The 24703-nt window shown below is 64.4% G+C and carries 26 protein-coding genes; 16 read left to right on the top strand and 10 right to left on the bottom strand.

The window, feature by feature from the left end; translation table 11 throughout:
- Positions 1-16 precede the first annotated feature (16 nt).
- The 5 genes from ispZ to MRBLMC3_RS05750 all read right to left on the bottom strand — a co-directional run bounded on the left by ispZ (position 17) and on the right by MRBLMC3_RS05750 (position 5259).
- Positions 17-667 carry a septation protein IspZ gene (ispZ, locus tag MRBLMC3_RS05770; protein WP_363734418.1) on the bottom strand — a complete coding sequence of 217 codons (651 nt, stop codon included), beginning with the start codon at positions 665-667 and terminating at the stop codon, positions 17-19.
- A gap of 101 nt (positions 668-768) precedes the next feature.
- Positions 769-1701 carry a signal recognition particle-docking protein FtsY gene (gene ftsY / locus MRBLMC3_RS05765; protein ID WP_133654796.1) on the bottom strand — a complete coding sequence of 311 codons (933 nt, stop codon included), beginning with the start codon at positions 1699-1701 and terminating at the stop codon, positions 769-771.
- Between the two features lie 54 nt (positions 1702-1755).
- A complete protein-coding gene (gene mtaB, locus MRBLMC3_RS05760) occupies positions 1756-3015 on the bottom strand; it encodes a tRNA (N(6)-L-threonylcarbamoyladenosine(37)-C(2))-methylthiotransferase MtaB (protein WP_363826512.1) in 1260 nt (419 codons plus the stop codon).
- A 1-nt stretch (position 3016) separates the two neighbouring features.
- Complete coding sequence (dapF, locus tag MRBLMC3_RS05755; RefSeq protein WP_363826509.1) at positions 3017-3817, bottom strand: diaminopimelate epimerase; 801 nt, start codon at positions 3815-3817, stop codon at positions 3017-3019.
- A gap of 41 nt (positions 3818-3858) precedes the next feature.
- On the bottom strand, positions 3859-5259 hold the full coding sequence (locus tag MRBLMC3_RS05750) for an amino acid permease (protein ID WP_363826506.1): 1401 nt from the start codon (positions 5257-5259) through the stop codon (positions 3859-3861).
- Between the two features lie 697 nt (positions 5260-5956).
- On the opposite strand from MRBLMC3_RS05750, the gene ffh reads away from it, so the two are divergent.
- From ffh to MRBLMC3_RS05710, 8 genes are all read left to right on the top strand, one after another.
- Positions 5957-7429 (top strand): signal recognition particle protein, encoded by a 1473-nt coding sequence (gene ffh, locus MRBLMC3_RS05745; RefSeq protein WP_363734423.1) that lies wholly within the window; start codon positions 5957-5959, stop codon positions 7427-7429.
- A 44-nt stretch (positions 7430-7473) separates the two neighbouring features.
- Positions 7474-7926: a 30S ribosomal protein S16 gene (gene rpsP / locus MRBLMC3_RS05740; RefSeq protein ID WP_133654801.1), complete on the top strand. Its 453-nt coding sequence runs from the start codon at positions 7474-7476 to the stop codon at positions 7924-7926.
- Between the two features lie 5 nt (positions 7927-7931).
- Entirely contained in the window at positions 7932-8411 is a 480-nt protein-coding gene (gene rimM, locus MRBLMC3_RS05735; RefSeq protein ID WP_363734424.1) for a ribosome maturation factor RimM, read from the top strand.
- Between the two features lie 102 nt (positions 8412-8513).
- Positions 8514-8786, top strand: a complete 273-nt coding sequence (locus MRBLMC3_RS05730; protein ID WP_363734425.1) for a hypothetical protein — start codon at positions 8514-8516, stop codon at positions 8784-8786.
- Positions 8783-9514: a tRNA (guanosine(37)-N1)-methyltransferase TrmD gene (gene trmD / locus MRBLMC3_RS05725; RefSeq protein ID WP_133654804.1), complete on the top strand. Its 732-nt coding sequence runs from the start codon at positions 8783-8785 to the stop codon at positions 9512-9514. The genes MRBLMC3_RS05730 and trmD overlap by 4 nt, the downstream gene beginning before the upstream one ends.
- A gap of 11 nt (positions 9515-9525) precedes the next feature.
- Positions 9526-9894, top strand: coding sequence for a 50S ribosomal protein L19 (rplS, locus tag MRBLMC3_RS05720; protein WP_022681436.1), 369 nt, complete (start codon positions 9526-9528; stop codon positions 9892-9894).
- A gap of 341 nt (positions 9895-10235) precedes the next feature.
- Positions 10236-12713, top strand: coding sequence for a TonB-dependent receptor plug domain-containing protein (locus tag MRBLMC3_RS05715; RefSeq protein WP_363826503.1), 2478 nt, complete (start codon positions 10236-10238; stop codon positions 12711-12713).
- Positions 12714-12803: 90 nt separating this feature from the next.
- On the top strand, positions 12804-13340 hold the full coding sequence (locus MRBLMC3_RS05710) for a GNAT family N-acetyltransferase (protein WP_363826500.1): 537 nt from the start codon (positions 12804-12806) through the stop codon (positions 13338-13340).
- On the opposite strand, the gene MRBLMC3_RS05705 is transcribed toward MRBLMC3_RS05710, so the two are convergent.
- The 4 genes from MRBLMC3_RS05705 to rph all read right to left on the bottom strand — a co-directional run bounded on the left by MRBLMC3_RS05705 (position 13312) and on the right by rph (position 16935).
- On the bottom strand, positions 13312-14631 hold the full coding sequence (locus MRBLMC3_RS05705) for an MFS transporter (protein WP_363755272.1): 1320 nt from the start codon (positions 14629-14631) through the stop codon (positions 13312-13314). The genes MRBLMC3_RS05710 and MRBLMC3_RS05705 overlap by 29 nt on opposite strands.
- Positions 14631-15431 (bottom strand): TrmH family RNA methyltransferase, encoded by an 801-nt coding sequence (locus MRBLMC3_RS05700; protein WP_363734429.1) that lies wholly within the window; start codon positions 15429-15431, stop codon positions 14631-14633. Before MRBLMC3_RS05700 ends, MRBLMC3_RS05705 begins: the two co-directional genes overlap by 1 nt.
- Positions 15432-15541: 110 nt before the next feature.
- A complete protein-coding gene (gene rdgB, locus MRBLMC3_RS05695) occupies positions 15542-16171 on the bottom strand; it encodes an RdgB/HAM1 family non-canonical purine NTP pyrophosphatase (protein ID WP_133654809.1) in 630 nt (209 codons plus the stop codon).
- 47 nt (positions 16172-16218) lie between these two features.
- Entirely contained in the window at positions 16219-16935 is a 717-nt protein-coding gene (gene rph, locus MRBLMC3_RS05690; RefSeq protein ID WP_363826498.1) for a ribonuclease PH, read from the bottom strand.
- 96 nt (positions 16936-17031) lie between these two features.
- On the opposite strand from rph, the gene MRBLMC3_RS05685 reads away from it, so the two are divergent.
- From MRBLMC3_RS05685 to MRBLMC3_RS05665, 5 genes are all read left to right on the top strand, one after another.
- Positions 17032-17547, top strand: a complete 516-nt coding sequence (locus MRBLMC3_RS05685) for a DUF6438 domain-containing protein (RefSeq protein ID WP_363826495.1) — start codon at positions 17032-17034, stop codon at positions 17545-17547.
- A gap of 44 nt (positions 17548-17591) precedes the next feature.
- Entirely contained in the window at positions 17592-18635 is a 1044-nt protein-coding gene (gene hrcA, locus MRBLMC3_RS05680) for a heat-inducible transcriptional repressor HrcA (protein ID WP_363734433.1), read from the top strand.
- Positions 18632-19186, top strand: coding sequence for a nucleotide exchange factor GrpE (gene grpE / locus MRBLMC3_RS05675; RefSeq protein ID WP_363755193.1), 555 nt, complete (start codon positions 18632-18634; stop codon positions 19184-19186). Before hrcA ends, grpE begins: the two co-directional genes overlap by 4 nt.
- Positions 19187-19416: 230 nt before the next feature.
- On the top strand, positions 19417-20037 hold the full coding sequence (locus tag MRBLMC3_RS05670) for a PadR family transcriptional regulator (protein WP_363734435.1): 621 nt from the start codon (positions 19417-19419) through the stop codon (positions 20035-20037).
- A 2-nt stretch (positions 20038-20039) separates the two neighbouring features.
- Positions 20040-20318, top strand: a complete 279-nt coding sequence (locus MRBLMC3_RS05665) for a DUF2218 domain-containing protein (protein ID WP_363826492.1) — start codon at positions 20040-20042, stop codon at positions 20316-20318.
- Between the two features lie 96 nt (positions 20319-20414).
- Here MRBLMC3_RS05665 and MRBLMC3_RS05660 read toward each other — a convergent pair whose 3' ends face one another.
- Positions 20415-21746: a methyl-accepting chemotaxis protein gene (locus tag MRBLMC3_RS05660; RefSeq protein WP_363734437.1), complete on the bottom strand. Its 1332-nt coding sequence runs from the start codon at positions 21744-21746 to the stop codon at positions 20415-20417.
- 345 nt (positions 21747-22091) lie between these two features.
- On the opposite strand from MRBLMC3_RS05660, the gene sdhC reads away from it, so the two are divergent.
- The 3 genes from sdhC to sdhA are packed head-to-tail and all read left to right on the top strand — an operon-like array spanning position 22092 to position 24627.
- The gene (gene sdhC, locus MRBLMC3_RS05655) at positions 22092-22424 is read left to right on the top strand and encodes a succinate dehydrogenase, cytochrome b556 subunit (RefSeq protein WP_414714622.1); all 333 of its coding nucleotides are present in this window, start codon (positions 22092-22094) and stop codon (positions 22422-22424) included.
- A complete protein-coding gene (gene sdhD, locus MRBLMC3_RS05650) occupies positions 22424-22813 on the top strand; it encodes a succinate dehydrogenase, hydrophobic membrane anchor protein (protein WP_133654817.1) in 390 nt (129 codons plus the stop codon). Before sdhC ends, sdhD begins: the two co-directional genes overlap by 1 nt.
- Positions 22813-24627 carry a succinate dehydrogenase flavoprotein subunit gene (gene sdhA, locus MRBLMC3_RS05645; protein WP_363734439.1) on the top strand — a complete coding sequence of 605 codons (1815 nt, stop codon included), beginning with the start codon at positions 22813-22815 and terminating at the stop codon, positions 24625-24627. Before sdhD ends, sdhA begins: the two co-directional genes overlap by 1 nt.
- The last annotated feature ends 76 nt before the right edge of the window (positions 24628-24703 follow it).

The following is a 24703-nucleotide window of genomic DNA, read 5'->3' as shown; positions in this document are numbered from 1 at the left end:
GCAACCCGAAAATGCTCTAGCCCTGCGGCGGGGTCGTTTCGCCAACCTCGTCACTGTCGAGCGTTTCGCCCAGGTCGAGGCCGTGGCGCATCAGCATCGGGATGTTTGCGGCGGCGAACAGGACCGACACTATGGTAACGCCCCAGACTTTGACGGCGAGCCAGCTGTCGAAGCTCATCGTCCGGCGCATCACCTCATTGGCGAGCGCCATGGCCACGAAGAAGAAGGCCCAATTGCGCGACAGCTTTCGCCAGCCGGTCTCGGTCAGGCCGTCATAGGCGGCCTGGAGGAGATATTTGAGTAGCGCCTTGCCGCGCATCAACCCGGCAAACAGCATCAGTGCGAAGAAGGCGTAGATGATGGTCGGCTTGATCTGGATGAAGCTCTGGTCGCGGAAATAGATGGTGAGGCCGCCGAAGAAGAGGATCAGCAGAGCCGACAGCCAGAGCATGGGGGAGACCCGGCCGAGCTTCACGCGGGAGATGATCACGGCGATGACGATCGCAGCCATGAAGGCGGCCGTGCCGAACATCATGGCGGTGATCGGATTGCCCGGACCCCAGAGCCAGCCCGCTCCCTTGTAGGTCAGGAAGAAGACGAGGAGCGGGCCGAAGTCGAGCGCGAGGGACAGGTTGCCGTTGTGGGTGGTTTTTTTTCGATTATCCATTGTGCGCTTCCGTGCTCCTGCGAAGACAGGAGCCCAGGCCTGCCGTCTGAACTGGGCCCCTGCCTTCGCAGGAGCACGTTGTTGCCTTGGGAGGGGTCGGTTCACCGCGCATAGGCGGTTCCCGCTATCGCCCGCGCCATGTCGCCTGGATCGAAGGGGCGCAGATCCCCGATCTTCTCACCAACGCCAATGGCATGGATGGGCAGGCGGTATTTCTCCGCCGCCGCGACGAGTACGCCGCCGCGTGCCGTGCCGTCCAGCTTGGTCATGACAAGGCCTGTTACCTGCGCGAATTCCTTGAACACCTCGATCTGGTTCAACGCATTCTGTCCCGTCGTCGCATCCAGCACCAGCACAACGTCATGCGGCGCCGCCGGGTTCAACCGGCCGAGCACGCGGCGAATCTTCGCCAGTTCGTCCATCAGTTCGGTCTTGTTCTGGAGACGGCCCGCCGTGTCGACGATCAGCACGTCGATGCCGGTGGCGGTGGCCTGCTTGACCGCGTCGAAGACGATGCCGGCCGCGTCGCCGCCTTCCTTGCCCGCGACGATGGGAATGCCCAGCCGCTCGGCCCACACCTTGAGCTGGCCGATGGCGGCGGCGCGGAAGGTGTCGCCCGCCGCCAGCATCACGCCATAATCCTGCTCCAGGAAGAGGTTGGCGAGCTTGGCGATGGTGGTGGTCTTGCCCGATCCGTTGACGCCGATGACCAGGATCACCTGCGGACGGGGGAAAGCCTCTATCTCCAGCGGACGGGCAACGGGAGCGAGAACCTTCTCGATTTCCTCCGCGATGATCTCCCGCAGATAATCTTCGGTCAGTTCGCGATTGTAGCGGCCCTCGGACAGGCGGTCGCGCACGCGGGCGGCCATGGCGGGGCCAAGGTCGCTGATAATCAGCGCTTCCTCGATCTCGTCCAGCGTCTGTTCGTCCAGAGCCGCCTTGGTGAAGAGGCCGGTGAGATTTTCGCCGAGCTTGTCGGACGTGCGCTTGAGGCCGCCGAAGAGCCGATCGCGCCAGGATGTTTCAGCCATGTCTATCCACCAGCGTCATCCTCACCTGCGCGGGAATGAACGAAAAATTGTCTTTCACGCCGCCTCTTGCGCGATCAGCGCGCCATTCTCAAGGGCCGTGATGGTCGCAGGGACGATGGAGGAGGGCGATTGCGGCGTCGAAAATCGCACGGGCGCGAAATTTTCGGCATGGCCAGAAAGGCCGTTGCGCTCCACCAGCACGGATTGCCGGCTGCCGATCAGGCTGCGCAGCCAGCGTTCCCGTTGCGCCTCGCATGCCGAACGAAGGCGGGCGGCGCGGGCTTTTATCACGGCCCGGTCAACCTGCGGCATGCGGGCGGCGGGGGTGCCCGCGCGCGGGGAATAGGGAAAGATATGGCCATGGACGACGGCGCATTGCTCGATCAGCCTGACGCTGTTTTCGAACATGGCATCATCCTCTGTCGGAAAGCCGGCGATGATGTCTGCGCCGATGCTGATGTCCGGACGGGCAGCCTTGAGGCGTTCGACGATCGCTATGGCTTCGGCGCGGCTGTGACGGCGCTTCATGCGCTTCAGGACCATGTCGTCCCCGGCCTGGAGCGACAGATGCAGATGCGGCATCATGCGCGGCTCATGGACGAGGAGGTCGAACAGCCGTTCGTCGATCTCCACGCTGTCGAGCGAGGAAAGACGCAGGCGGGATAGGTCGGGCACGCCCTTCAGGATGCGTTCGACAAGCAGGCCGAGCGAGGGCGCGCCGGGCAGGTCCGGGCCATAGCTGGTGACGTCCACGCCGGTAAGCACGATTTCCCTGTACCCCGCGTCGACCAGTTCACGCGCCTTGTCGATCACCGCGCCTGCGGGCACGGAACGGCTGTTTCCCCGGCCAAAGGGGATGATGCAGAAGGTGCAGCGATGATCGCAGCCATTTTGGACTTCAAGGAAGGCGCGGGCATGTTCGGCGAAGGCGCTCGCCATATGCGGCGCGGTTTCGCGTACCGCCATGATGTCGGATACCCGGGCCTTCTCCGACGCGTGGGCCGTGTAGTGGGTGGGGTCCATCTTGTCGCGGTTGCCGATCACCGCATCGACCTCGGCCATTTTCGTGAAGGTTTCCGGCTCCGTCTGCGCGGCGCAGCCGGTCACCATGATTCGCGCATCGGGTCGGTCCCGGTGGGCGCGGCGGATGGTCTGGCGGGTCTGGCGAACCGCCTCGGCCGTCACCGCGCAACTGTTCACGACGATCAGGTCATCCTGTCCGTCCGCCATTTCGCGGCCGATAATCTCTCGAATCGCCTCGCTCTCCGCGATATTGAGGCGGCAGCCGAGCGTGATGATCTGCGGCCCGCTCATCTCAGAAGCGGGCCCAGTCAGCCTCGCCGTCGAAGACATGGGTGGCAGGTCCGGTCATCATGATATGTCCGCCCGGCGCCCAGTCGATCACCAGATCGCCGCCCGGCAGGCTCACCGTGGTCGGCCCGTTCACCAGCCTGCGCCGCACCGCCGCCACCGCCGTCGCGCAGGCGCCGGTACCGCAGGCGCGGGTCAGCCCGGCGCCGCGTTCCCAGACGACCAAGCGGATGTGATTTTCCCCCACGACCTGCGCGAAGTTCACATTCACGCGCGCGGGGAAGAGCGGATCATGTTCGATCAGCGGCCCCAGACGGTCGAAGTTCACACCGTCCAGACGGTCCACGAAGAAGATCACATGCGGATTGCCGACATTGACCGCGGCCGGGGCGGGCAGGTCTTCCCAGCTTGTCGGCATGGTCAGCGTGTCCATGGCATAGGTGAGCGGGATCGCGTCCCATTCCAGCCGCGGGGCGCCCATGTCGACGCTCGCGCCGCCATCGACGCCCTTCGCGTCGAGCAGGCCCGCCTTCGTCTCGATCAGCACGTCCCGGCCGACGAACAAGGGCACGCAACGGGTCGCGTTGCCACAGGCCTCCACCTCGCTGCCGTCGCTGTTGAAGATGCGCATCGATACATCGGCGCATTCGCTGTTGCCGATCAGGATGAGCTGGTCGCAGCCGATCCCGGCATGACGGTCGGCAATGGCCCGCGCGCGCGCAGGCGTCATGTCGATCGCGGCTTCCCGCGCGTCGATCACGACAAAGTCATTGCCCAGTCCATGCATCTTCGAAAAACGGCCCATAGTGCGCGCGCATGTAAGGCCTGCAAGGGCAAAAGGCCAGACTATCCTGCGTTCAGCGCGGCACGCCGGCGCCCATAGAGGAAATAGACCGCCAGACCGACGGCGTTCCAGATCAGGCAGGCGAGGATGGTCTTCACCGGCAGGCTGATGAACAGATAGGCGCAGCCCAGCACCGCGCCCAGACCGACCAGCGTGGCAGCAGGCGTGCGGAAGGGTCGTTTCAGGTCGGGCATCCGCCGCCGCAGGATCAACAGGCATGCACCCACCGCGGTGAAGGCGATCAGCGTTCCCGCATTGGCGAGCGCCGCGATCTCGTCAATGGGCAGCAGGCCGGCGATGATGGCGACGAGCATGGCGGTGACGGCGGTGATCCGGGCGGGCGTGCCGCGCCGGGAGATCAGCGCCAGCCTTTGCGGCAGGAAGCCGTCGCGCGCCATGACAAGGAAGATGCGGCTCTGGCCATAGAGGAAGCCGAGCAGCACCGTGGGCAGCGCGATCACCGCCGCGATGGCGACGATCCGCGCCACCTGCCCCTGGCCCATTTCGCGCAGGATGAGCGCCAGCGGTTCCGGGCTGTCGGCGAAGCGGGTGAAGGGCATCGCGCCGATCGCCGCCGCGGCGACGAGGACGTAGATGAGGGTGCAGACGACCAGCGATCCGACGATGCCGATGGCGAGGTCGCGATCAGGGTTCTTCGCTTCCTCTGCGGCGGTGGAAATGGCGTCGAAGCCGTAAAAGGCGAAGAAGATGATCGCGGCGGCCGCCATGACGCCCCGCTCGACGCCGTCCGGTCCCGTCGACTTGGCGAAGCCGAATGGCATGAAGGGGTGAAGATTCTGCGCGTCGAAGGCGGGCAGGGCGATGGCGACGAACAGGCTGAGCGTCGCGATCTTGATGAGGACGAGCAGGCTGTTCAGACGCGCGCTTTCATGCGTGCCCAGCATCAGCAGGCCCGCGACCACGGCGATGATGAAGATGGCCGGTGCGTTCAGGAGCCCGCCCAGTTCCGGCCCCCTGGTCAGCGACTCCGGAAAGCCCGCCGAGATCAGCAGTGGTGCGGCATAGCCCGACCAGCCCACCGCCACCGTCGACACCACCAGCGAATATTCGAGGATCAGGCTCCATCCGACGATCCATGCAATGCCTTCGCCCAGCACCGCATAGCTGTAGCTGTACGCGCTGCCGGCGGCGGGCATCATGGTGGAAAGCTCCGCATAGGCGAGGGCAGCACAGGCGCAGATCGCGCCCGCAATGGCGAAGGACAGCAGCACGGCGGGACCGGCCCGATCCGCGCCGACGCCGATCAGGGTCAGTATGCCAGTGCCGACGATCGCGCCGACGCCCAATGCCAGCAGATGCGGCCAGGACAGGGTGCGCGCCAGCCGGTGCCCTTCATGGCTGGGCATCATTGCTTCCATCGGCTTGCGGCGTGTCCAGCTCATTGGCCAAATTTCCTTTGTTCTTGGGCTATAGCCGCTCTGGGTGGGCAGCGGACTGAGAGCTTCTGGCTTGTCTTCACGACAAAGCGACGCTCAAGCGGTGTGTCACTTTGCGAGGATTGCGACCCGGATAGCGATAGCAAAGAAAGTCGGCGCAGCTAATATAAGGGCGACTAGAGGGGCACCAAAAGCACCAGGGCCATCATACGGCCCGCCGAGGATCCAATAAGCGCCCACGGCATAGGAGATAACCCACGGCAGCAACCACCTTGAGGGGACTAGTGCCGTCACGACCAGTGGCCCAAAAGCAATTGCTATAATTTTCAGTAATAGCAGGGTTGCAGCTGACATTGATTAGCCTGCCCAATTAGCATGAGTTGAAGTCATGGCTCTTCCGTAGCGAAGGATACTTATCCACAAGCCGAATGTCCGCAAGTGGCCGATTTCGAAGACGCGGTGGATGGTGAAAAATGATCGAAAGCCATCCTCCCCTGCGAAGATCGCGCCGGTTGCATCTCCCCGGTCGTTGCGCTAAAGGCGCCCTGCAATCGGGCGGTTTGCCGTCTGATACCCTGACAGATCCAGGACGCTCAAAATGGGGCATCGGATGGACGCTGGCCGGCGAGGTTTCGCCCGCCGGCGATTTTGTCGTTTGGCAGGGTAGGCACGATTTTCCGGGCCTTTCGGCCCATATGAGGTGATGATGTTCGATTCGCTAAGCGATCGTCTCGGTGGGGTATTCGACAAGCTGCGTGGGCGCGGTGCGCTGACGGAGGACGATGTCCGCGCCGCGATGCGCGAGGTGCGAATCGCGCTGCTGGAGGCCGACGTCGCGCTTCCGGTGGTCCGCCAGTTCGTCGATCAGGCGACGGAACGGGCCGTCGGCAGCGATGTGCTGCGTTCGGTCACGCCGGGGCAGATGGTCGTCAAGATCGTTTCCGACACGCTGACCGAGACGCTGGGCGCCGAAACTTCCGAACTGCTGATCGACGTGACCCCGCCCGCCGTCATCATGATGGTCGGCCTGCAGGGATCGGGCAAGACCACCTCCACCGCGAAGATCGCCAAGCGCCTGAAGGAAAAAGAGCGCAAGAAGGTGCTGATGGCGTCGCTCGACGTTCAGCGCCCGGCGGCGCAGGAGCAGCTGGCGGTGCTGGGTACGCAGACCGACGTTGCGACCCTGCCGATCGTGCCGGGCCAGCAGCCGGTCGATATCGCCAGGCGGGCGCTGCAGTCCGCGAAGCTCCAGGGCTTCGACGTGGTGATGCTCGACACCGCGGGCCGCCTGCACGTCGACCAGGCGCTGATGGACGAGATGAAGGCGGTCGCCGAAGTCTCCAACCCGGCGGAAATCCTGCTGGTGGTGGACTCGCTGACCGGGCAGGACGCGGTCAATGTCGCGACCAGCTTTTCGGCGCAGGTGCCGCTGACCGGCGTGGTGCTGACCCGAATGGATGGCGATGCGCGTGGCGGTGCGGCGCTCTCGATGCGTGCCGTGACGGGCCGTCCGATCAAGTTCGCGGGCACGGGCGAAAAGCTGGACGCGATCGAGCCTTTCCATCCTGCGCGCGTGGCGCAGCGCATCCTGGGCATGGGTGACGTCGTGTCGCTGGTCGAAAAGGCCGCCGAGACGATCGACGCCGAGGAAGCCGACAAGCTGGCCAAGAAAATGGCCAAGGGTCAGTTCGACATGAACGACCTGCGCGCTCAGCTCAATCAGATGCGCCGCATGGGCGGGCTGGGCGCGCTGGCGGGCATGCTGCCGGGCCTCAAAAAGGCGCAGCAGGCGATGGCGAACAGCGGTGCCAACGACAAGACGCTGATCCATCTGGACGCGATGATCGGATCCATGACGCCCAAGGAGCGGGAGAAGCCCGCCCTGATCAACGCCAAGCGCAAGATTCGTATCGCCAAGGGGTCCGGCACTACGGTGCAGGAAGTCAACCGGCTCCTGAAAATGCATCAGGAAATGGAAACGGCGATGAAGAAGATCCGCAAGATGGGTGGCCTGAAAGGGTTGGCCAAGATGTTCACCGGCGGCGGCATGGACAAGCTGATGGGCGGCGCGGGTGGCGCGCCGGACCTTGGCGGGCTTGGCGGATTGGGTGGTCTTGGCGGCGGCGGCAACATGCCGAACCTGCCGCCCGGTTTTCAGAATTTCATGAAGAAATAAACAGTTTCAACAGATTAGATTAGAGTAGAAAGGTCAATAACAACATGGCAACGTCCATTCGTCTTTCGCGCGGCGGTTCCAAGAAGCGTCCCTATTACCGTATCGTCGTGGCCGACAGCCGCGCACCGCGTGACGGCAAGTTCATCGAGCGCATCGGCAGCTACAACCCCGTCCTGCCCAAGGGCGACGAGAAGCGCGTCGTTCTGGACGTCGAGCGCGCGAAGCACTGGGTTGCCGCCGGCGCGCAGCCGACCGACCGCGTTGCCCGCTTCCTGGACGCAGCCGGCGTGAAGGAACGTGCCGCCCGCAGCAACCCGAAGAAGGCCGAGCCGGGCCAGAAGGCCAAGGATCGCGCCGAAGATCGCGCTGCCAAGGCCGCTGAAGCCGTTGAAGCTGCCGAAGCCGCAAAGGCTGCCGCCGCCGAGGCTGCTGCCGCTCCTGCCGAAGAAGCCGCTGCTGAAGAAGCCGCTCCGGCCGAAGAATCGGCGGAAGGCTGAGCCCCTTGACCGACAAGCCCGTCACTCTTGCCGTCATCATCGGCGCGCATGGAGTGGCGGGCGAGGTTCGCCTGAAACTGTTCGGGGAGGGGGCCGAGACGCTCAAATCCTATGACGGTTTCGATGCGGCCGGTGCCAGGCTGACGCTGAAGTCGGTGCGTCCCGGTCCGAACGGCGCCGTCGCCCGCTTTGCAGAGATCGGCGATCGCACCGCTGCGGAGGCCCTGCGCGGCACGGAACTGACCGTCCCGCGCGCGGCTTTGCCTCCCCTGGGGGAGGGCGAATATTATCATGCCGATTTGATCGACCTGCCTTGTTTTTCCAGCGATGGCGAAGGGTTGGGGCATGTCGTCGCGGTCGAGAATTTCGGCGCGGGCGACATCATCGAGGTGGAGCGGCCCAACGGCAAGCGCTTCATGGCGCCGATGCACGCTGTGACCATTGCCGAAGGACGGGCTGTCGTCGAGGCGGCGTTCGCTATTTGATTTTTCGGTTGGCGTGCTCTTGCGAAGGCAGGAGCCCAGTCCTGCCGTCTGAACTGGACTCCTGCCTTCGCAGGAGCGCGTTGTGTAGTTCGAGGGCGAACCATGCCGAAACTTCTTGCCGCTCTCTATCTGCTCCTGATGGTCGCCGCCGGCTGGCGCCTGTTCGGCATGGCATGGTCGCGCGGGCTGAAGATCGCGGCTGCGGCGGGGCTGGTCATTCCCATCCCCATGCTGTTCCTGCTGCCCGCGTTGATGCAGCCTGACCGGCCCTTTGCGGGCCTGCTGCGCGCCATCGGCATCGCGCTGATGCTGGGGGGCGCCGTATCGCTGCTGGGCGGCATGGCGGGCGCCTGGCTGAGGGCGCGGCGGGCGTGACCTTTCGCGCGCAGATATTGACGCTCTATCCGGAGATGTTTCCTGGGCCTCTGGCGGTGTCGCTCGCCGGGCGCGCGCTGGCGGAGGGCAAATGGGCCTGCGATCCCATCCATATTCGCGACTTCGCCACGGACCGGCATCGCACGGTGGACGATACGCCCGCGGGCGGCGGTGCGGGGATGATATTGCGCGCCGACATATTGGGCCTGGCGATCGATCATGCGCTGCAGAAGGCGCCCGACCTGCCGGTCATCGCCATGACGCCGCGGGGCGCGCCGATCACCCAGGGGCGGATTCGCGAACTCGCCGCCGGTCCCGGAGCGACCATCCTCTGCGGTCGGTTCGAGGGTTTTGACGAGCGGATTTTCGAGGCGCGGCCGGTCGAACAGATCAGCATGGGCGACATCATTCTTTCCGGCGGGGAAATGGGTGCCCTGATGCTGCTGGATGCTTGCATCCGCCTGCTTCCTGGGGTAATGGGCGCCGCTTCCAGTGGGGATGAGGAGAGCTTCGAAAGCGGCCTTCTCGAATATCCCCACTATACCCGGCCCGTCATATGGGAAGGGCGCGCGATCCCCGAAGTGTTGCGATCGGGGGATCATGCGAAGATCGCCGCCTGGCGGAAACAAAGGGCGGAAGAGGACACACGGCTAAGGCGGCCGGACCTTTGGGAACGCCATATCGGCGTTCGGGACCAGTCGCCCTCTGGTGCGCAACGCGAAGAGTAGGACTTGAAGTCATGAACCTGATCCAGCAGATCGAGGCCGAGAATATCGCGGCCCTCGCCAAGGATATCCCCGAATTCCGTCCCGGCGACACGCTGCGCGTCGGCGTGAAGGTCATCGAAGGTGACCGCAGCCGCGTCCAGAATTATGAAGGCGTGTGCATCGCCCGCTCGAACAAGGGCATGGGCAGCAACTTCACCGTGCGCAAGATTTCGTTCGGTGAAGGCGTGGAGCGCGTCTTCCCGCTCTATTCGCCGAACATCGATTCGATTACCGTCGTCCGCCGTGGCGTCGTGCGTCGTGCGAAGCTCTATTATCTGCGCGGCCGCACCGGCAAGCGCGCTCGCATCGCCGAGCGCCGCGATGTGCGCAGCGAGGATTGATCGCTTTTACGCTGGCTTGACAGTTGTAAAAAAGAGACAGGCGGCGCCCCATGCGGGCGCCGCCTTTTTTATGAATTTCAGGGATTTGACGGATGAGTCCGCACCCTTTTCGATTTCCATGGCGAAACGATTTTGGGCGGCAGCGGAAATTCGTTTTTCTCTGATGGCGGTTTTGTGTCAGCACTCCGTTTCCATATATTGCTGAATATTTCTGACGATCGGGCCGCGTGGTCTGACGTACCGGTTGTGCTTACCCAAGAAACGGGAAGAAGATGAACAAGGGAAAATAAGAAAATATCGGTTGGGAGAGGCTCTCTTCATTGGAAGCAAGGGGGCTGTTCATGAATTGCAAGAGTTTCGTTTCTCGCGCCGCCATGGTTGTCGCAATCTCGTCTCCGATGGCCGTTCTGGCCCAGACCAGCGACCCGCAGGCAGCCTCCGCCACGGATGGCGCCGCGATCATCGTCACCGGCACACGGGCGACCGGCGTCACTGCGGCGGAAAGCGCAGCGCCGATCAAGGTTCTCGACAGCGAGGCGCTGACCAAGGTGGGACAACCCAATCTCAACCAGGTGCTGACGCAACTCGTCCCCTCCTTCACCGCGGAAGCCTTTGGCGGAGATACCGCGAACCTGACGCTGGCGGCCCGTCTTCGCGGCCTCAGCCCCAATCATGCGCTGGTGCTGGTCAACGGGAAGCGGCGTCACGGTACCTCCAACCTGCATGTGTTGAGTGGCCCCTACCAGGGCGCGGCCTCGCCCGACCTCGACCTGATCCCGCCGGGTGCGATCGGCCGGATCGAGGTGCTGGAGGACGGCGCGGCCGCCCAATATGGGTCCGATGCCATCGCGGGCGTCATCAACATCATCCTCAAGGAAGACAAGGGCCTGATTTCCGGCAACCTGACCGCCGGGCAATATTATAAGGGCGATGGCGAAACCTATTCGGGCAGCGTCACCTTTGCGCCCGACATGGGACCGGACAGCTATCTGAATTTCACCATGTTCCACCGTTTCCACGATTTCTCGCAGAGGGGCGGCGTGGATCGCGGCATCTACAATCGCGACGGGTCGATCCGCACCGATATTTCGGCCGAGCATCAGGCGATGGCGGCCATCGGATTGCCGGGTGCGCCCTATACCAACCGTATCGTCGGGGATGCGCGATCGGAACTCACCACCATCGTCTACAATGCCGGTCATGATTTCGGCGGCGTGGAACTCTATGCCTTTGGCAGCTACGGCCGTCGCGATGCCAGCGCCTATGAAAATTATCGCCAGCCCTGGCGCGTGTCGCGGTCCCCGGTCCTGGGCGTCGCGGGCGAGCAGATCCTCTACAGCGCCGCCGGCTTCAGCCCGCGCGAGGCGATCAAGGAAGATGATTTTTCCAACACCGGCGGCATCAAGGGCGAGACGGCCGGTTTCCGCTGGGACATCAGCACCACCTATGGCCAGGACTATGCCAAGCTCTACACGCTGGGTTCGGCCAACCGTTCGCTGTTCATCGACACCGGGACCACGCCTGCCAACTTCTATGACGGCTTCCTGAAGGCGTCGGAATGGACCAGCAATATCGATATCGCGAAGGAGGTCGATCTGGGCATGGCCCAGCCGGTCAATATCGCCTTCGGCGGCGAATATCGGGAAAATCGCTTCCAGATCGGCAAGGGCGACTTCGGGTCGACCTATTTCGAGGGTGGCCAGTCCTATCCCGGCTTCCTGTCCACCGACGCGGGCAAGCACAAGCGGAACAACAAGGCGGCCTATCTGGACATCGCGATGAACCCGATCGAGATGTGGAAGGTCGATGGCGCCGTCCGCTATGAGGACTACAGCGATTTCGGTACCAAATGGACGTGGAAGGTGACCAGCCGCCTCGACCTGTCCGAACAGTTCGCGGTGCGCGGCACGGTCAGTTCCGGCTTCCGCGCGCCGTCGCTGCTGGAGGAATATTATTCCTCGACCAATGTCGGTCCGACCACGGCCTATGTGCAGTTGCCGCCCAACTCTGCCGCCGCCAAGCTGCTCGGCTATGAAGATCTGAAGCCCGAAACCTCGCAGAATTACAGCCTTGGCCTGGTCATCCGTCCCGTGCCCAAGCTGAACATCACCATCGATGCCTATCAGGTAAAGGTGAAGAACCGGATCGTGGGAACCGGATCGATCCAGGGTCTGGCCGGCGGTGTGGTCACCAACCAGGCTGTGCTGGATGCGATTGCCGCGCATGGCAATGTGCTCGATCCCTATGTCCTTCAGAACGGCGATGCGGGCATCAACCTGTTCACCAATGGCGCCGACACCCGGACCCGCGGCGTCGATGTAACCGCCAGCTACCCGACGCCGGTGGGCAGCGGTTCCATCCTCTGGTCGCTGTCGGCCAACTATAATAAAACCAAGATCACCAGGCTGCGCATTCCAGCAGCGCTGTACGCGGAAGATGCCCGTTCGACCCTGGAAGACGCATCGCCCAAATACAAGATCATTGGCGGGGCGCTGTTCACCATGGGCGGCCTGAGCATCAACCTGCGCGAGACGATCTATGGCAAATCGTCCGAGGTCGTGATTTTCGGCACGACCAATCCGACGGTCAGGGTGCCCGAGGCAGCCATCACCGATCTGGAAGTCGGCTATGACCTGAGCAAGGCGATCAAGCTGAGCGTGGGCGCGAACAACCTGTTCAACAAGAAGGCACCGACCATGCCCAATGATGCGAGCGATATGCCGATCGACGGCGCTCGCGTGCTGGACGCCCCGCTGTCCTTCACGCCTTATGGCATCAATGGCGGCTATTATTATGCCCGCATCAATTTCAGCTTCTGACGGGCCTGACGCGGCCGCCGGGCCTTCGGGTGCGGCGGCCCTGTCCTTTTTCATTGGACCTGACGGCGGGCCACCGCGATAGGGACGGCCATGCCGCTGAACCACAGACTTGCCACGCTGGCGGATGAAACCGCCCTGGGCGCCGTCATGACATTGGCGATCGACCGCCTCCAGTCCGATTTCCTCACCCCTGACCAGGTGCGGGCCAGCCACGGCTTCATGGGTCTCGACAGTCGCCTGATCGAAGACGGCACCTATTTCGTGATCGAGGATGGCGGCGCGATCGCGGGTTGCGGCGGGTGGAGCCGGCGCGCGACCGCCTATGGCGGCAACCATAGTGGGGGACGGGACGACCGGTTGCTCGATCCAGCGACCGACGCGGCCAGGGTGCGGGCGATGTACACCCATCCCGATCATGTGCGGAAGGGGGTGGGCACGCTGATCCTGTCGCTTTGCGAAGCGGCGGCGCGGGCGGAGGGCTTCGCGGCGCTGGAGCTGTCCGCCACCATGGCGGGCGTGCCGCTCTACCGCAGCTTCGGTTTTGTCGAGATGCGCGCCTTCGAGGACAGCGGCGTGCCGCTGATCCTGATGCGAAAGCCTATTGCCGGCCCCGATTCCGGCTGGTGAACCAGAGGCCGATCAGACTGAGCGCCGCCGCCGCCGACATATAGATGCCGACAAGCTCTACGCCCCGGACCTGGATGAGCCAGGTCGCGACGATGGGCGCCAGGGCGCCGCCGATGATCCCGCCCAGGTTGAAGGCGAAGGAGGCGCCGGTATAGCGAAGCTGCACGGGGAAGAGATGCGGCAGATAGGCGCCGAGCGGGCCGTAGACGAAGCCCATCAGGAACAGGGCGAGGCTGAGTATCAGGAAGATCGGCAGCAACTGCCCGGTGCCGATTGCGGGACCGAAGATGACGCCCATCGCCACCGTGCCGATGCAGCCCGTGGCCAGCACGCGCGTCGGGCTGCTCTTGTCCGCCCACCAGCCGGCAAGAATGATGCTGAGCGCCATGAACAGGATCGCGCCCAACTGGATCGCGAGGAAGGTCTCACGGTCGATCCCGAGCGTGGTGGTGCCGTAGCCGAGCGCGAAGGCGGTCGCGATATAATAGACGGCGAAGCAGGCCGCGCATGCGAAGGTGCCGGCGACCGCCGCACCCAGATGGCTCTGGAGCAGCGTGGCGAGCGGCACGGCGGGCGGCGGCGCTTCGGCGCGGGCGGCGGCGAATTCGGGCGTCTCGGTCAGCTTGAGGCGGATCCACAGGCCCAGCAGCACCAGCACGGCGCTACCCAGAAAGGGCAGGCGCCAGCCCCAGGCGAAGAAATCCTTGTCCGTCAGGAACATGCCAAGGACCAGGAACAGGCCGTTGGCGGCGAGGAAGCCGACCGGCGCGCCCAGTTGCGGGAACATGCCGAAACGCGCGCGCCATCCGGGAGGCGCATTCTCGACCGCCAGGAGTGCCGCGCCGCCCCATTCGCCGCCGAGCCCCAGGCCCTGGCCGAAGCGCAGCATGCAGAGGATCAACGGTGCCCACCAGCCGATGCTCTGATAGGTCGGCAGGAATCCGATGGCGAGCGTCGATCCGCCCATCAGCATCAGCGATGTCACCAGCGTCGCCTTCCGCCCGATGCGGTCGCCATAATGGCCGAACACCGCCGCGCCGAGCGGCCGGGCGAAGAAGGCAAGCGCAAGGCTGCCATAGGCCGCGAGCAACTGCGCCGAAGGGGAGGAGGCGGGGAAGAAGAGCGGCCCGAAGACCAGGCTGGCGGCCGTGGCGTAGATGTAGAAGTCGTAGAATTCGACCGCCGTGCCGATCAGGCTCGCCGCCAGTACCCGCTTGTGCCGCAGCATCGCACCGATGCCGCCCATGTCCCTCGCCCCTGCTTCCAAGGCCTGCGCGCCCCCCGATGCCATCATGTCCTCGCCCGTTTCTGGTTCAGCAATTCATAGGCCATGACCGCACAGGCGACCGCGGCGTTCAGGCTGTCCGCCTTGCCCAGCATCGGCATCTTGACCAGCAGGTCGCATTCGGCCTCATAGCTTTCGGGCAGGCCCTGCGCCTCATTGCCGACCAGCAGGAAGCTGGGGCTTTGATAATGGGGTTGCTGATAGTCGTGGCTGGCCTTCAGGCTGGTGCCGATCAGCTCGCCCGGCCCCTGGCGCAGCCAGTGCATGAATTCGCCCCATCGCGCCTGGGTGATGCTCTGGGTGAAAAGGGCGCCCATGCTGGCGCGCACCGATTCGACCGAAAAGGGGTCGACGCAATCGTCGATCAGGATCAGCCCGCCCGCCCCCACGGCATCGCCGGTGCGCAATATGGTGCCCAGATTGCCGGGATCGCGCAGCGACTGGGCGACGATCCAGATGTCCGCCTTGCCCCGGTCCAGCTTTGCCAGCGGGGTCAGCCGGTCGCGATAGACGCCGACGACGGCCTGGGCATTGTCCTTGCCGCTGATCTTCGAGAGGATGTCGGGCGTCGTTTCGATCACGTCGCCGCCTGCCGCCTCCATCGCCGCGATCAGCTCGGCGGCGAGGGGATGGGTGGAGCCGGCATGGAACAGCATTTCCGGCAGCACCCCTTCCTCCCGCGCTTCAGTCAGGATACGCAGCCCCTCCGCCAGGAAAAGGCCCTCCGCCTTGCGGAACTTCTTTTCGCGCAGGGAGCGGACGCGCTTCACCAGCGGGTTGGAAAATCCGGTGATTTCTCGCGCCACGATCCTGTCTCTTGCCCTTTGCCCGAAGGTCCGCCGAAACGGCCTCTCTATAGGGGGAGCGCGGAAAAGGGTAGGGGGCTTGGGCGGTGGATGCCAGGCCCCCTGACCCTTCAGAAGACCGTCGCCACCAGTTGCGCGAACGCGTCGGCGCGATGGCTCATGCCATGCTTTTTCTCCGGGTCCATCTCGCCAAAGCTGATGCTGTGGCCATGCGGCTGGAAGATCGGATCATAGCCGAAACCCCGGTCCCCGCGCGGCGGCCAGGTGATGGTGCCGTCCACGCGGCCTTCGAACGCCTCCACATGGCCGTCGGGCCAGGCGAGGGCGAGGGCGCAGATGAAATGGGCGCCATGGCCCGCTTCCGGCCCCTTCGCCTGGATATTGTCCCAGACAAGCTGCATGGCGAGGCCGAAATCCTTGGTCGGACCGGCCCAGCGGGCGGAGAAGATGCCCGGATCGCCGTTCAGCGCCTCCACGCACAGGCCGCTGTCGTCGGCCAGCGCCGGGAGGCCGGCAAGGTCCGCCGCCTGCATCGCCTTCAACTCCGCATTGGCGATGAAGGTGGTGCCGGTCTCCTCCGGTTCGGGCAGGTCCAGCGCGGCGGCGGACACCGTCTCTATGCCATAGGGCGCCAGCAATTCGCCGATTTCCCGCACCTTGCCGGGATTGTGGCTGGCGATCACCAGTCGTCCCGGACCCAGTTTGCGGATCGCCTGTTCCTGCCCGAAATCGTCGCTCATTCTGTAGTCCCATATCGTCGCTCGCCGGAAACGAGCGGAAGGAAGGATTATCTCCCGGTCGCCTTGTCCTGCGCCGCGAAAATCTGCGCGCAGCCGATGCGGGCGAGGCGCAGCAGTCGCAGCAGCTCCTCCTCGTCATAGGTCGCGCCCTCGGCCGTTGCCTGCACTTCCGCGAACTTGCCGTCGCCGGTCAGGATCAGATTGGCGTCCGCCTCGGCATTGCTGTCCTCCGCATAGTCGAGGTCCAGCACCGGGGTGCCGTTATAGATGCCGCAGCTTATCGCCGCGACCTTCTGCACGATGGGATCTTCGGCGAGCGCGCCGGAGGCCAGCAGCTTGTCGATGGCGATGCGCAGCGCGACCCAGCTTCCCGAAATGGCGGCGGTGCGGGTGCCGCCATCGGCCTGGATCACGTCGCAGTCGACGACGATCTGCCGCTCGCCCAGCTTCTGGAGGTCGACCACGGCGCGGAGCGACCGGCCGATCAGGCGCTGGATTTCCTGGGTGCGGCCCGACTGCTTGCCCTTGGCGGCTTCGCGGCTGCCGCGGGTGTGGGTGGCGCGGGGCAGCATCCCATATTCCGCCGTGACCCAGCCTGATCCCTTGCCGCGCAGGAAGGGCGGCACCTTTTCCTCGATGGAGGCGGTGCACAGCACGCGCGTGTCGCCGAAGCTGATCAGGCAGCTGCCCTCGGCATGGATGGTGAAGCCGGGCTCCATGGTGATTTCGCGCATCTGGTCGGGCGCGCGGCCGGAAGGACGCATAAATATTCTACTCCGAAGCGTTGTGTCGAGCGGGCTTAGCGTCGGGCGGCCCATCATGCCAGTGGCGATGCAGCCGAAAGATGCTAGAGAGCGGCCATGGGGACGAAAGCATTATCGATCGTGGCGGCCACGCTCCTGCTGGGCGGATGCGCCATGGAGCAGGCGGAACTGGAAAAGCCGACACTGGCGGGCGACACGATCAGATTTTCCGCTGGTCCCTGTTTTGGCGTCTGCCCCAGCTACACCTTGCGCGTGACCCCGGACGGGTCCGGCCTGATCGAGCCGCAGCGTTTCACCGCCATTCCCGGTCCGACCCGTTTCACCGTGACGCCGGCGCAATATCGCCGCTTCCGTGCGGCGCTGGCGCAGTTCCGGCCGGCGCAGGGCACGGCCAGGCGAATCGGCCAGGGGGAAAACTGCGTCCGCTTCGCCACCGACATGCCCGCCTATGTGATAGAATGGACCCGGGACGAGGCGCCGCCCACCCGACTGGAATTCCAGTCAGGCTGCATGGATGCCCGCTATGGCAAGCTGCGCGCCACCATTTCCGCGATTCCCAGGATGCTGGACGTCGGCCCCATGGTGAAGCCGACGAATGCGAAGGGTCGGTGACGGACGGGCTTGAGCCGCGATCGATGCTTGCCTAGATAAGGGTCATGGCGGTCACCCCGATCACCGAACTTAACGAACGCGCGCGCGACGTTTTCCGTCTGGTGGTGGAGAGTTATCTCGGCACCGGGCTGCCCGTCGGCTCGCGCACGATCAGCAAGATAGCCTCGCTCAGCCTGTCGCCAGCCTCGATCCGCAATGTCATGCAGGATCTGGAGGAACTCGGCCTGCTCGCCGCGCCGCATACGTCGGCTGGACGGATGCCGACGGAAACCGGCCTGCGGCTGTTCGTCGACGGCATGATGCAGGCTGCGGAACCCTCTTTCGAGGAACGGCGCGCGATCGAGGCGGGGATCAGCGAAGGTGGCCCGATCGAGGATGCGCTGTCCGCCGCGACCGCCGCACTGTCCGGCCTTTCGGCCTGCGCCGGTATCGTGATGGTGCCCAAGCGCGAGCCGGTGCTGCGGCAATTCGGCTTCGTTCCCCTGAACGACCGCCAGGCGCTGGCAGTGCTGGTGGGCCAGGACGGATCGATCGAGAATCGCGTCGTCGACCTGCCCGCGGGCGTGACGCCGATCATGCTGAACGAAGCGGCCAATTTCATGTCGGCGCGTTTCGGCGGGATGACGCTGGCGCAGGCGGGCGAGGCGCTGCGGCGCGAGGTGGAGGGCGATCGCAATGCCCTGCAGGGCGCGGCGCGGGTGCTGGTGGAGCAGGGCATTGCGCTCTGGTCACGGGATGCCGACGACCGGCCGGTGCTGATCGTGAGGGGGCAGGCGAACCTGCTGGACGACGGCACCGCCGCCGATCTGGAGCGCGTGCGCCAATTGCTGGAGCAGCTTGAAGGCAAGCAGGAGATTTCCCGGCTGCTGGAAGGCGCCCTGGCGGGCAGCGCGACCAAAATATTCATCGGTTCGGAAAACAAGCTCTTTTCCCTGTCCGGTTCTTCGGTCATAGCCGCGCCCTACCGGAGCGGTGACGGCCGGGTGGTGGGCGTGGTCGGCGTCATCGGCCCGACCCGCTTGAACTATGCACGGGTGATCCCCATGGTGGATTTCACCGCACAGACGCTGTCGAGATTGATGAGATGAGCGAAGACAAGCAGAATATCGAAAATATGGAAGTCGTGGACGAACTGCCCGAAGACGCGGCGCCTGCGGGCGATGCGGCGGCGGAACGGATAGCGGGCCTGGAAAACGAGCTGGCGGCCGCGAAGCAGGACGCGCTCTACGCCCATGCCGAAACGCAGAATGTGCGGCGGCGGCTGGAAAAGGAACTGGCCGATGCGCGCGCCTATGCCGCGACGGCCTTTGCCCGCGACATGTTGTCGGTGGCGGACAATCTGGGCCGCGCGCTGCAGGCGATCCCTGCCGATCTGCGCGAGGACGAGAAGTTCAAGGGCCTGGTCGCCGGGCTGGAAGCGACGGGCCGGGAGCTGGAGGCCGTGTTCGGCCGCAACGGCATCGAGAAGCTGGTGTCGGTCGGCCAGCCGCTCGATCCCAACAAGCATCAGGCGATGATGGAGGTGCCCTCCACCGACGCGGAACCGGGTACGGTTCTTGTGGAGATGCAGGCGGGCTATATGATCAAGGATCGGCTGTTGCGCCCGGCGCTGGTGAGCGTGGCGAAAAAGCCCGACTGATCGTTTTCGAAAACGCAATCAAGTGCCCGCCGGATCAGCGTCCGGCGGGTTTTTTCGTGCGCGAATGTCCGCCACGATCCCGTTCCCGATGCGGCGGGAACCTTCCACGGCCGGATCAGGCCGCCTGACACCCAATATCGGAACTCGAATAAAGATATATCGTAGATCTTGACGATTGCTGTTTTTAAGATATATCTCAAACTATCATGAAACAGTTTAGAGATTCGAATATGCATCAACATCATCATCACCGTGGACATCGCCGCTTCGGCCATGGCGCCATGTTTGGACCAGGGCGCCCGGAACGGGGCGGCTTCGGGGGCCATTTTGGCGAAGCCCCCCATGGCGGCGGAAGAGGCGGACATTTTGGCGGCGGCCGGGGCGGCGGGCGTCGACGCCTGTTCGGCAACGACGCGCTCAGGCTCATCCTGCTCAAGCTGATCGCGGACGCGCCGCGCCATGGCTACGACCTGATCCGGGAGATCGAAACCCTGTCGGGCGAGGTCTATGTGCCCAGTCCGGGCGTCGTTTATCCGACCCTGACCCTGCTGGCCGACATGGGCCTGATCGCCGAGCAGCCGGGCGAAAGCAGCCGCAAGCTGTTCGCGATCACCGAGGCGGGCGCGGCCCATCTGTCCGACCATGGGGAAGGGGTGGCGCTGGTCATGGACCGGCTGCGGTCGCTGGCCCGCAAGGCCGAGCGCACCGACGGTGCGCCGATCCGGCGGGCCATGCACAATCTGGGGATGGCGGTCCGGGCGCGCCTTGAAAAGGAGGGCGCCGATGCCGAAACCATGTTCGACGTCGCTGCATTGATCGACGATGCAGCCAGCAAGATCGAAAGGCTCTGACGATGACCTTGACCGCGGATGTGCCGACCGCGCATGCCAGCCGCTATCTCCAGCAGCTATGCAAGCATTGGAGTCACAAGTTCGAAACCGCTTTCGACGCGCAGCAGGGCAGCATCGCCTTTCCCATGGGACCGATCCGGATGACGGCCGGGGCCGACGCCCTGACCGTGACGATCGAACCGCAGGAGGGCGCCGATGTGGAGCGTTTCAAGCGAGTGGTCGCGGACCATCTCGACCGCTTCGCCTTCAGGGAAGCGCCCTTGGCCTTCGACTGGCGCTAGGGGATATTGGGAACAGGGCTGAGGCGGCGGACAGCAGTTTCGGCAGCCTGATGCGCGGGATTGGCGGATACGAGTATCCGCCAGCCCGATTGCCTCTCAGGCCACTTGCCGTCCGAAATCAGTGGACGCCGCGCGCAGGGTGGACAGCTTGCCTTCCACGCTCATGAAGCCGCGTTCCAGCTGGTCGATTTCGGAGGCCACCACTTCGGTATCCTGACGGATCGCGCTGATGGTCGACGACATGGAGTCGGCGGCCAGCGCGGTTTCGTCGACAGCCGCAGTGATCATCGTCACTGTCTGCGCCTGCGCGTCCATGGCGTGGCGGATGCGTTCCGCGCTGGCCTGCACTTCGCCGACCGTGTCGCGAATGCGTTCGTTGGTTTCCACAGACTGGCGGGTCGAGGCCTGGATGTCCGCGATCTTGCCGGCGATTTCGTCAGTGGCGCGGGCCGTCTGGTTGGCGAGGCTCTTCACCTCCTGCGCGACCACCGCAAAGCCGCGGCCGGCATCGCCTGCACGGGCGGCCTCGATCGTGGCGTTGAGTGCGAGCAGGTTGGTCTGACCGGCAATATCGCGGATCAGGCCAAGGATCGATTCGATCGATTTCGCATGATCGGACAGGGTGGTCGACATGGCCACCGCGTCGCCCGACTGGCGCGCCGCGCGCTGCGCCACGTCGGCTGCGCTCTCTACCTCCGTCCGGGCGTCCTCTATGGCGCGGATCAGCCCGGCCGAGGTCCGGGCGGCTTCGCGCATGGCAAGCGCGGATTGCTCCGCAGCGGCGGCGACTTCCGAAGCCTTGCCCAGCATGCCGCGGGTCGCGGCCGATGCGTCCTTTGCCTGCTCGCGCAGTGATTCGCCGAGCTGTGACGCGCCGTCGATTTCGCCCATGATCCGCTGTTCGAACATCGTGCCAAAGCGCTGGCGCTCGTTCCGCTGCGCTTCGGCCTCGTCGCCCGCCACCACATTCGCGATCAATCCGGCATCGACCATGCTGACCTGCATCATGATCTGCACCAGCCGGCGGCGGCTGGCTTCATCCTCGGCGCGTTCCCAGATGAGGTCGACCAGCTTCTCGTTGGCGATCGCGACCGGCATCAGAACGGCGCGCAGGGGCGAGCCGTGCTTGCGCGCATGGCGGACGCAGGCAACCGAGGAAAGAGCCCATTCCCCGGCCTCATAATGGCCCAGCTTGTGGCGCACATATTCCGTCGCCTGCGTCTCGATCTTGGCGAGGGTGGCGGGACTGAGCCTGGATCGCAGTCCGTTCTGCTCGACATAGACATCATAGAAGGTGCGCGCGGCCAGGGTCGCCTGTTCACCCAGCAGGTCGCGAATCTGGCGCAGACCCTGCGCCAGCTCTCCATGCGGGTCGATATCCCTGATCATGGCAAGCAGGGCGTTTTGGGACGTGGCGGCGGAATTCATGTGCGGCAAAACCCCGATCTGGTCTTATTGTCAGCTCGGGTGATAGCGCCATTTGGTTAATCACTTCTTAGGACCGACGGATATCGAACGCGCCTGACCGGCAGGAAGCCGCTGGTCCGCATCAGGCGGCGCAAAGTCGGCATTTGCAGTGGTCGGACGGCAAAATGTTCCGCCTGTTGTGGAACGAACGGTCGATCGCGCCTTCGGGGCGGCTTGCCCTCCCGGCATATCGCTCTTAAGGGGACGAGACTCGAGGGACAACATCAGGGACGTAGGGAAGATATGGCGCGAACCACGAGCCGGCCGCTCTCGCCGCATTTGACGATCTGGAAATGGGGGCCAGCCATGGCTGTTTCCATCATGCATCGCGTGACCGGCAACGGTCTGGCGACGGTGGGCGCGATGGGACTGGTGTGGTGGCTGATGGCCGCCGCCATCGGGCCGGATGCCTATGCGACCTTCGTCGCCTGCGCGACTTCGCCGATCGGCTATCTTGTGATGGCGGGCATTAGCTGGTTCTTCTTCCAGCATCTCTGCTCTGGGCTTCGCCATTTCGTGCTCGACCTGGGCGCGGGCTATGAGCTCAAGAACAACAAGACCTGGTCAGTGCTGACCTTCGTCCTCTCGACGCTCCTCACCGTCGCCTTCTGGGCGGCCATCTGCACGGGGAAATTCTGATGGGAACCGGAACCGGAATCGGCCGCGTCCGCGGTCTTGGATCGGCCAGGCATGGCGCGCATCACTGGCTGGCGCAGCGCTATACGGCCGTCGGCAACCTGGCTCTGGTGCTGTGGCTGCTGATCAGCTTGATCGCGCTGCCGGGCCTTGACTATCAGAGCGTCCATAACTGGATCGCGCAGCCGCTGGTCGCCGTGCCGCTGATGCTGATGCTGGTCAGCATCTTCTATCACCTGCGCCTGGGCATGCAGATCATGCTGGAGGACTATGTCCACGACAAGGGCCTCAGCTTCTTCTGCATTCTGCTGCTGAACTTCTATGCCATTGGCGGCGCGTCCGCGGGCATCTTCGCGATCGCAAAGATCGCCTTCACGGGGATCGTCAAATAATGAGCGAAGCCTACAAGATCATCGACCACAGCTATGACACGGTCGTCGTGGGTGCTGGCGGTTCCGGTCTGCGCGCCACCATGGGCAGCGCGGAAGCGGGCCTGAAGACCGCCTGCATCACGAAGCTGTTCCCGACCCGCAGCCACACCGTGGCGGCGCAGGGCGGCATCGCGGCCAGCCTTGGCAACAATTCGCCCGACCACTGGACCTGGCACATGTACGACACCGTCAAGGGGTCGGACTGGCTGGGCGACCAGGACGCGATCGAATATATGGTGCGCGAAGCGCCGGCGGCCGTGATCGAGCTGGAACATGCCGGCGTGCCGTTCAGCCGCAACGACAATGGCACCATTTACCAGCGTCCGTTCGGCGGCCACATGCAGAATATGGGCGCCGGCCCGCCGGTGCAGCGCACCTGCGCCGCCGCCGACCGTACCGGCCACGCCATGCTGCACGCCCTGTACCAGCAGAGCCTGAAGTATGACGCGGACTTCTACATCGAATATTTCGCCATCGACCTGATCATGGAAGACGGCCCGAACGGCAAGGAATGCCGGGGCGTCATCGCGATCTGCATGGAGGATGGATCGATCCACCGCTTCCGCAGCAAGGCGGTGGTGCTGGCGACGGGCGGTTACGGCCGCGCCTATTTCTCCGCCACGTCGGCGCATAGCTGCACCGGCGACGGCGGCGGCATGGTACTGCGCGCGGGTCTGCCTCTCCAGGACCTGGAGTTTGTGCAGTTCCACCCGACCGGCATTTACGGCGCGGGCGTGCTGATCACCGAAGGCGCGCGCGGCGAGGGCGGGTACCTCACCAACTCCGAGGGTGAGCGCTTCATGGAGCGCTATGCGCCGTCGGCCAAGGATCTGGCGTCGCGTGACGTCGTGTCTCGCTCCATGGCGATGGAAATGCGCGAAGGGCGCGGCGTGGGTCCGAACAAGGACCACATCTACCTGCACCTCGACCATATCGATCCCAAGGTGCTGGCGGAACGCCTGCCGGGCATCACCGAAAGCGGCAAGATCTTCGCGGGCGTCGACCTGACCCGGCAGCCGTTGCCGGTGACGCCGACCGTCCACTATAATATGGGCGGCATTCCCTGCAATTATCATGGGCAGGTGGTGACCAAGGTCGGCGACGATCCGGAAGTGGTGGTGCCGGGCCTCTATGCGGTCGGCGAAGCGGCCTGTGTCTCGGTCCATGGCGCGAACCGCCTGGGTTCCAACTCGCTGATCGACCTGGTCGTGTTCGGCCGCGCAACCGGCCTGCACCTCAAGGAAACGATCAAGCCCAACGGCACGCACCGTCCGTTGCCCAAGGATGCGGCCGATCTGGCGCTTTCGCGCCTCGACCACTACCGCAATGCCAAGGGTGGCTCGCCCACGGCGAAGATCCGCCTGGAAATGCAGCACACCATGCAGAAGCATGCTGCCGTGTTCCGCGACAGCGCGCTGCTGTCGGAAGGCGTGCAGAAGATGGTGCAGGTCAATGCCAGCATGCAGGATGTCGGCGTCAGCGACCGCTCGCTGATCTGGAACACCGACCTCATCGAGACGCTGGAGCTGGACAATCTGATGAGCCAGGCGGTCTGCACCATGGTCAGCGCGGAAAACCGCAAGGAAAGCCGTGGCGCCCATGCGCATGAGGACTTCCCGAACCGCGACGACGAAAACTGGATGAAGCACACCGTGAGCTGGTTCGAGGGCTGGGGCGGCACGGGCGGCAAGGTGTCGCTCGATTACCGTCCGGTGCACGATTATACGCTCACCGACGAGGCGGAATATATCAAGCCGAAGGCGCGCGTTTACTAAGGACGGATCGACATTCAGCCCTGACGGCCTGCAAATGGCGGCCTTTCGTGCTTCCGGAACTCACCTACTGGAAGTA

The sequence above is a fragment of the Sphingobium sp. LMC3-1-1.1 genome, assembly GCF_040676285.1.
Taxonomy (GTDB): domain Bacteria; phylum Pseudomonadota; class Alphaproteobacteria; order Sphingomonadales; family Sphingomonadaceae; genus Sphingobium.
Note: the sequence above shows the minus strand (reverse complement) of the source record. Positions and strands in the feature narration are given on the sequence as shown.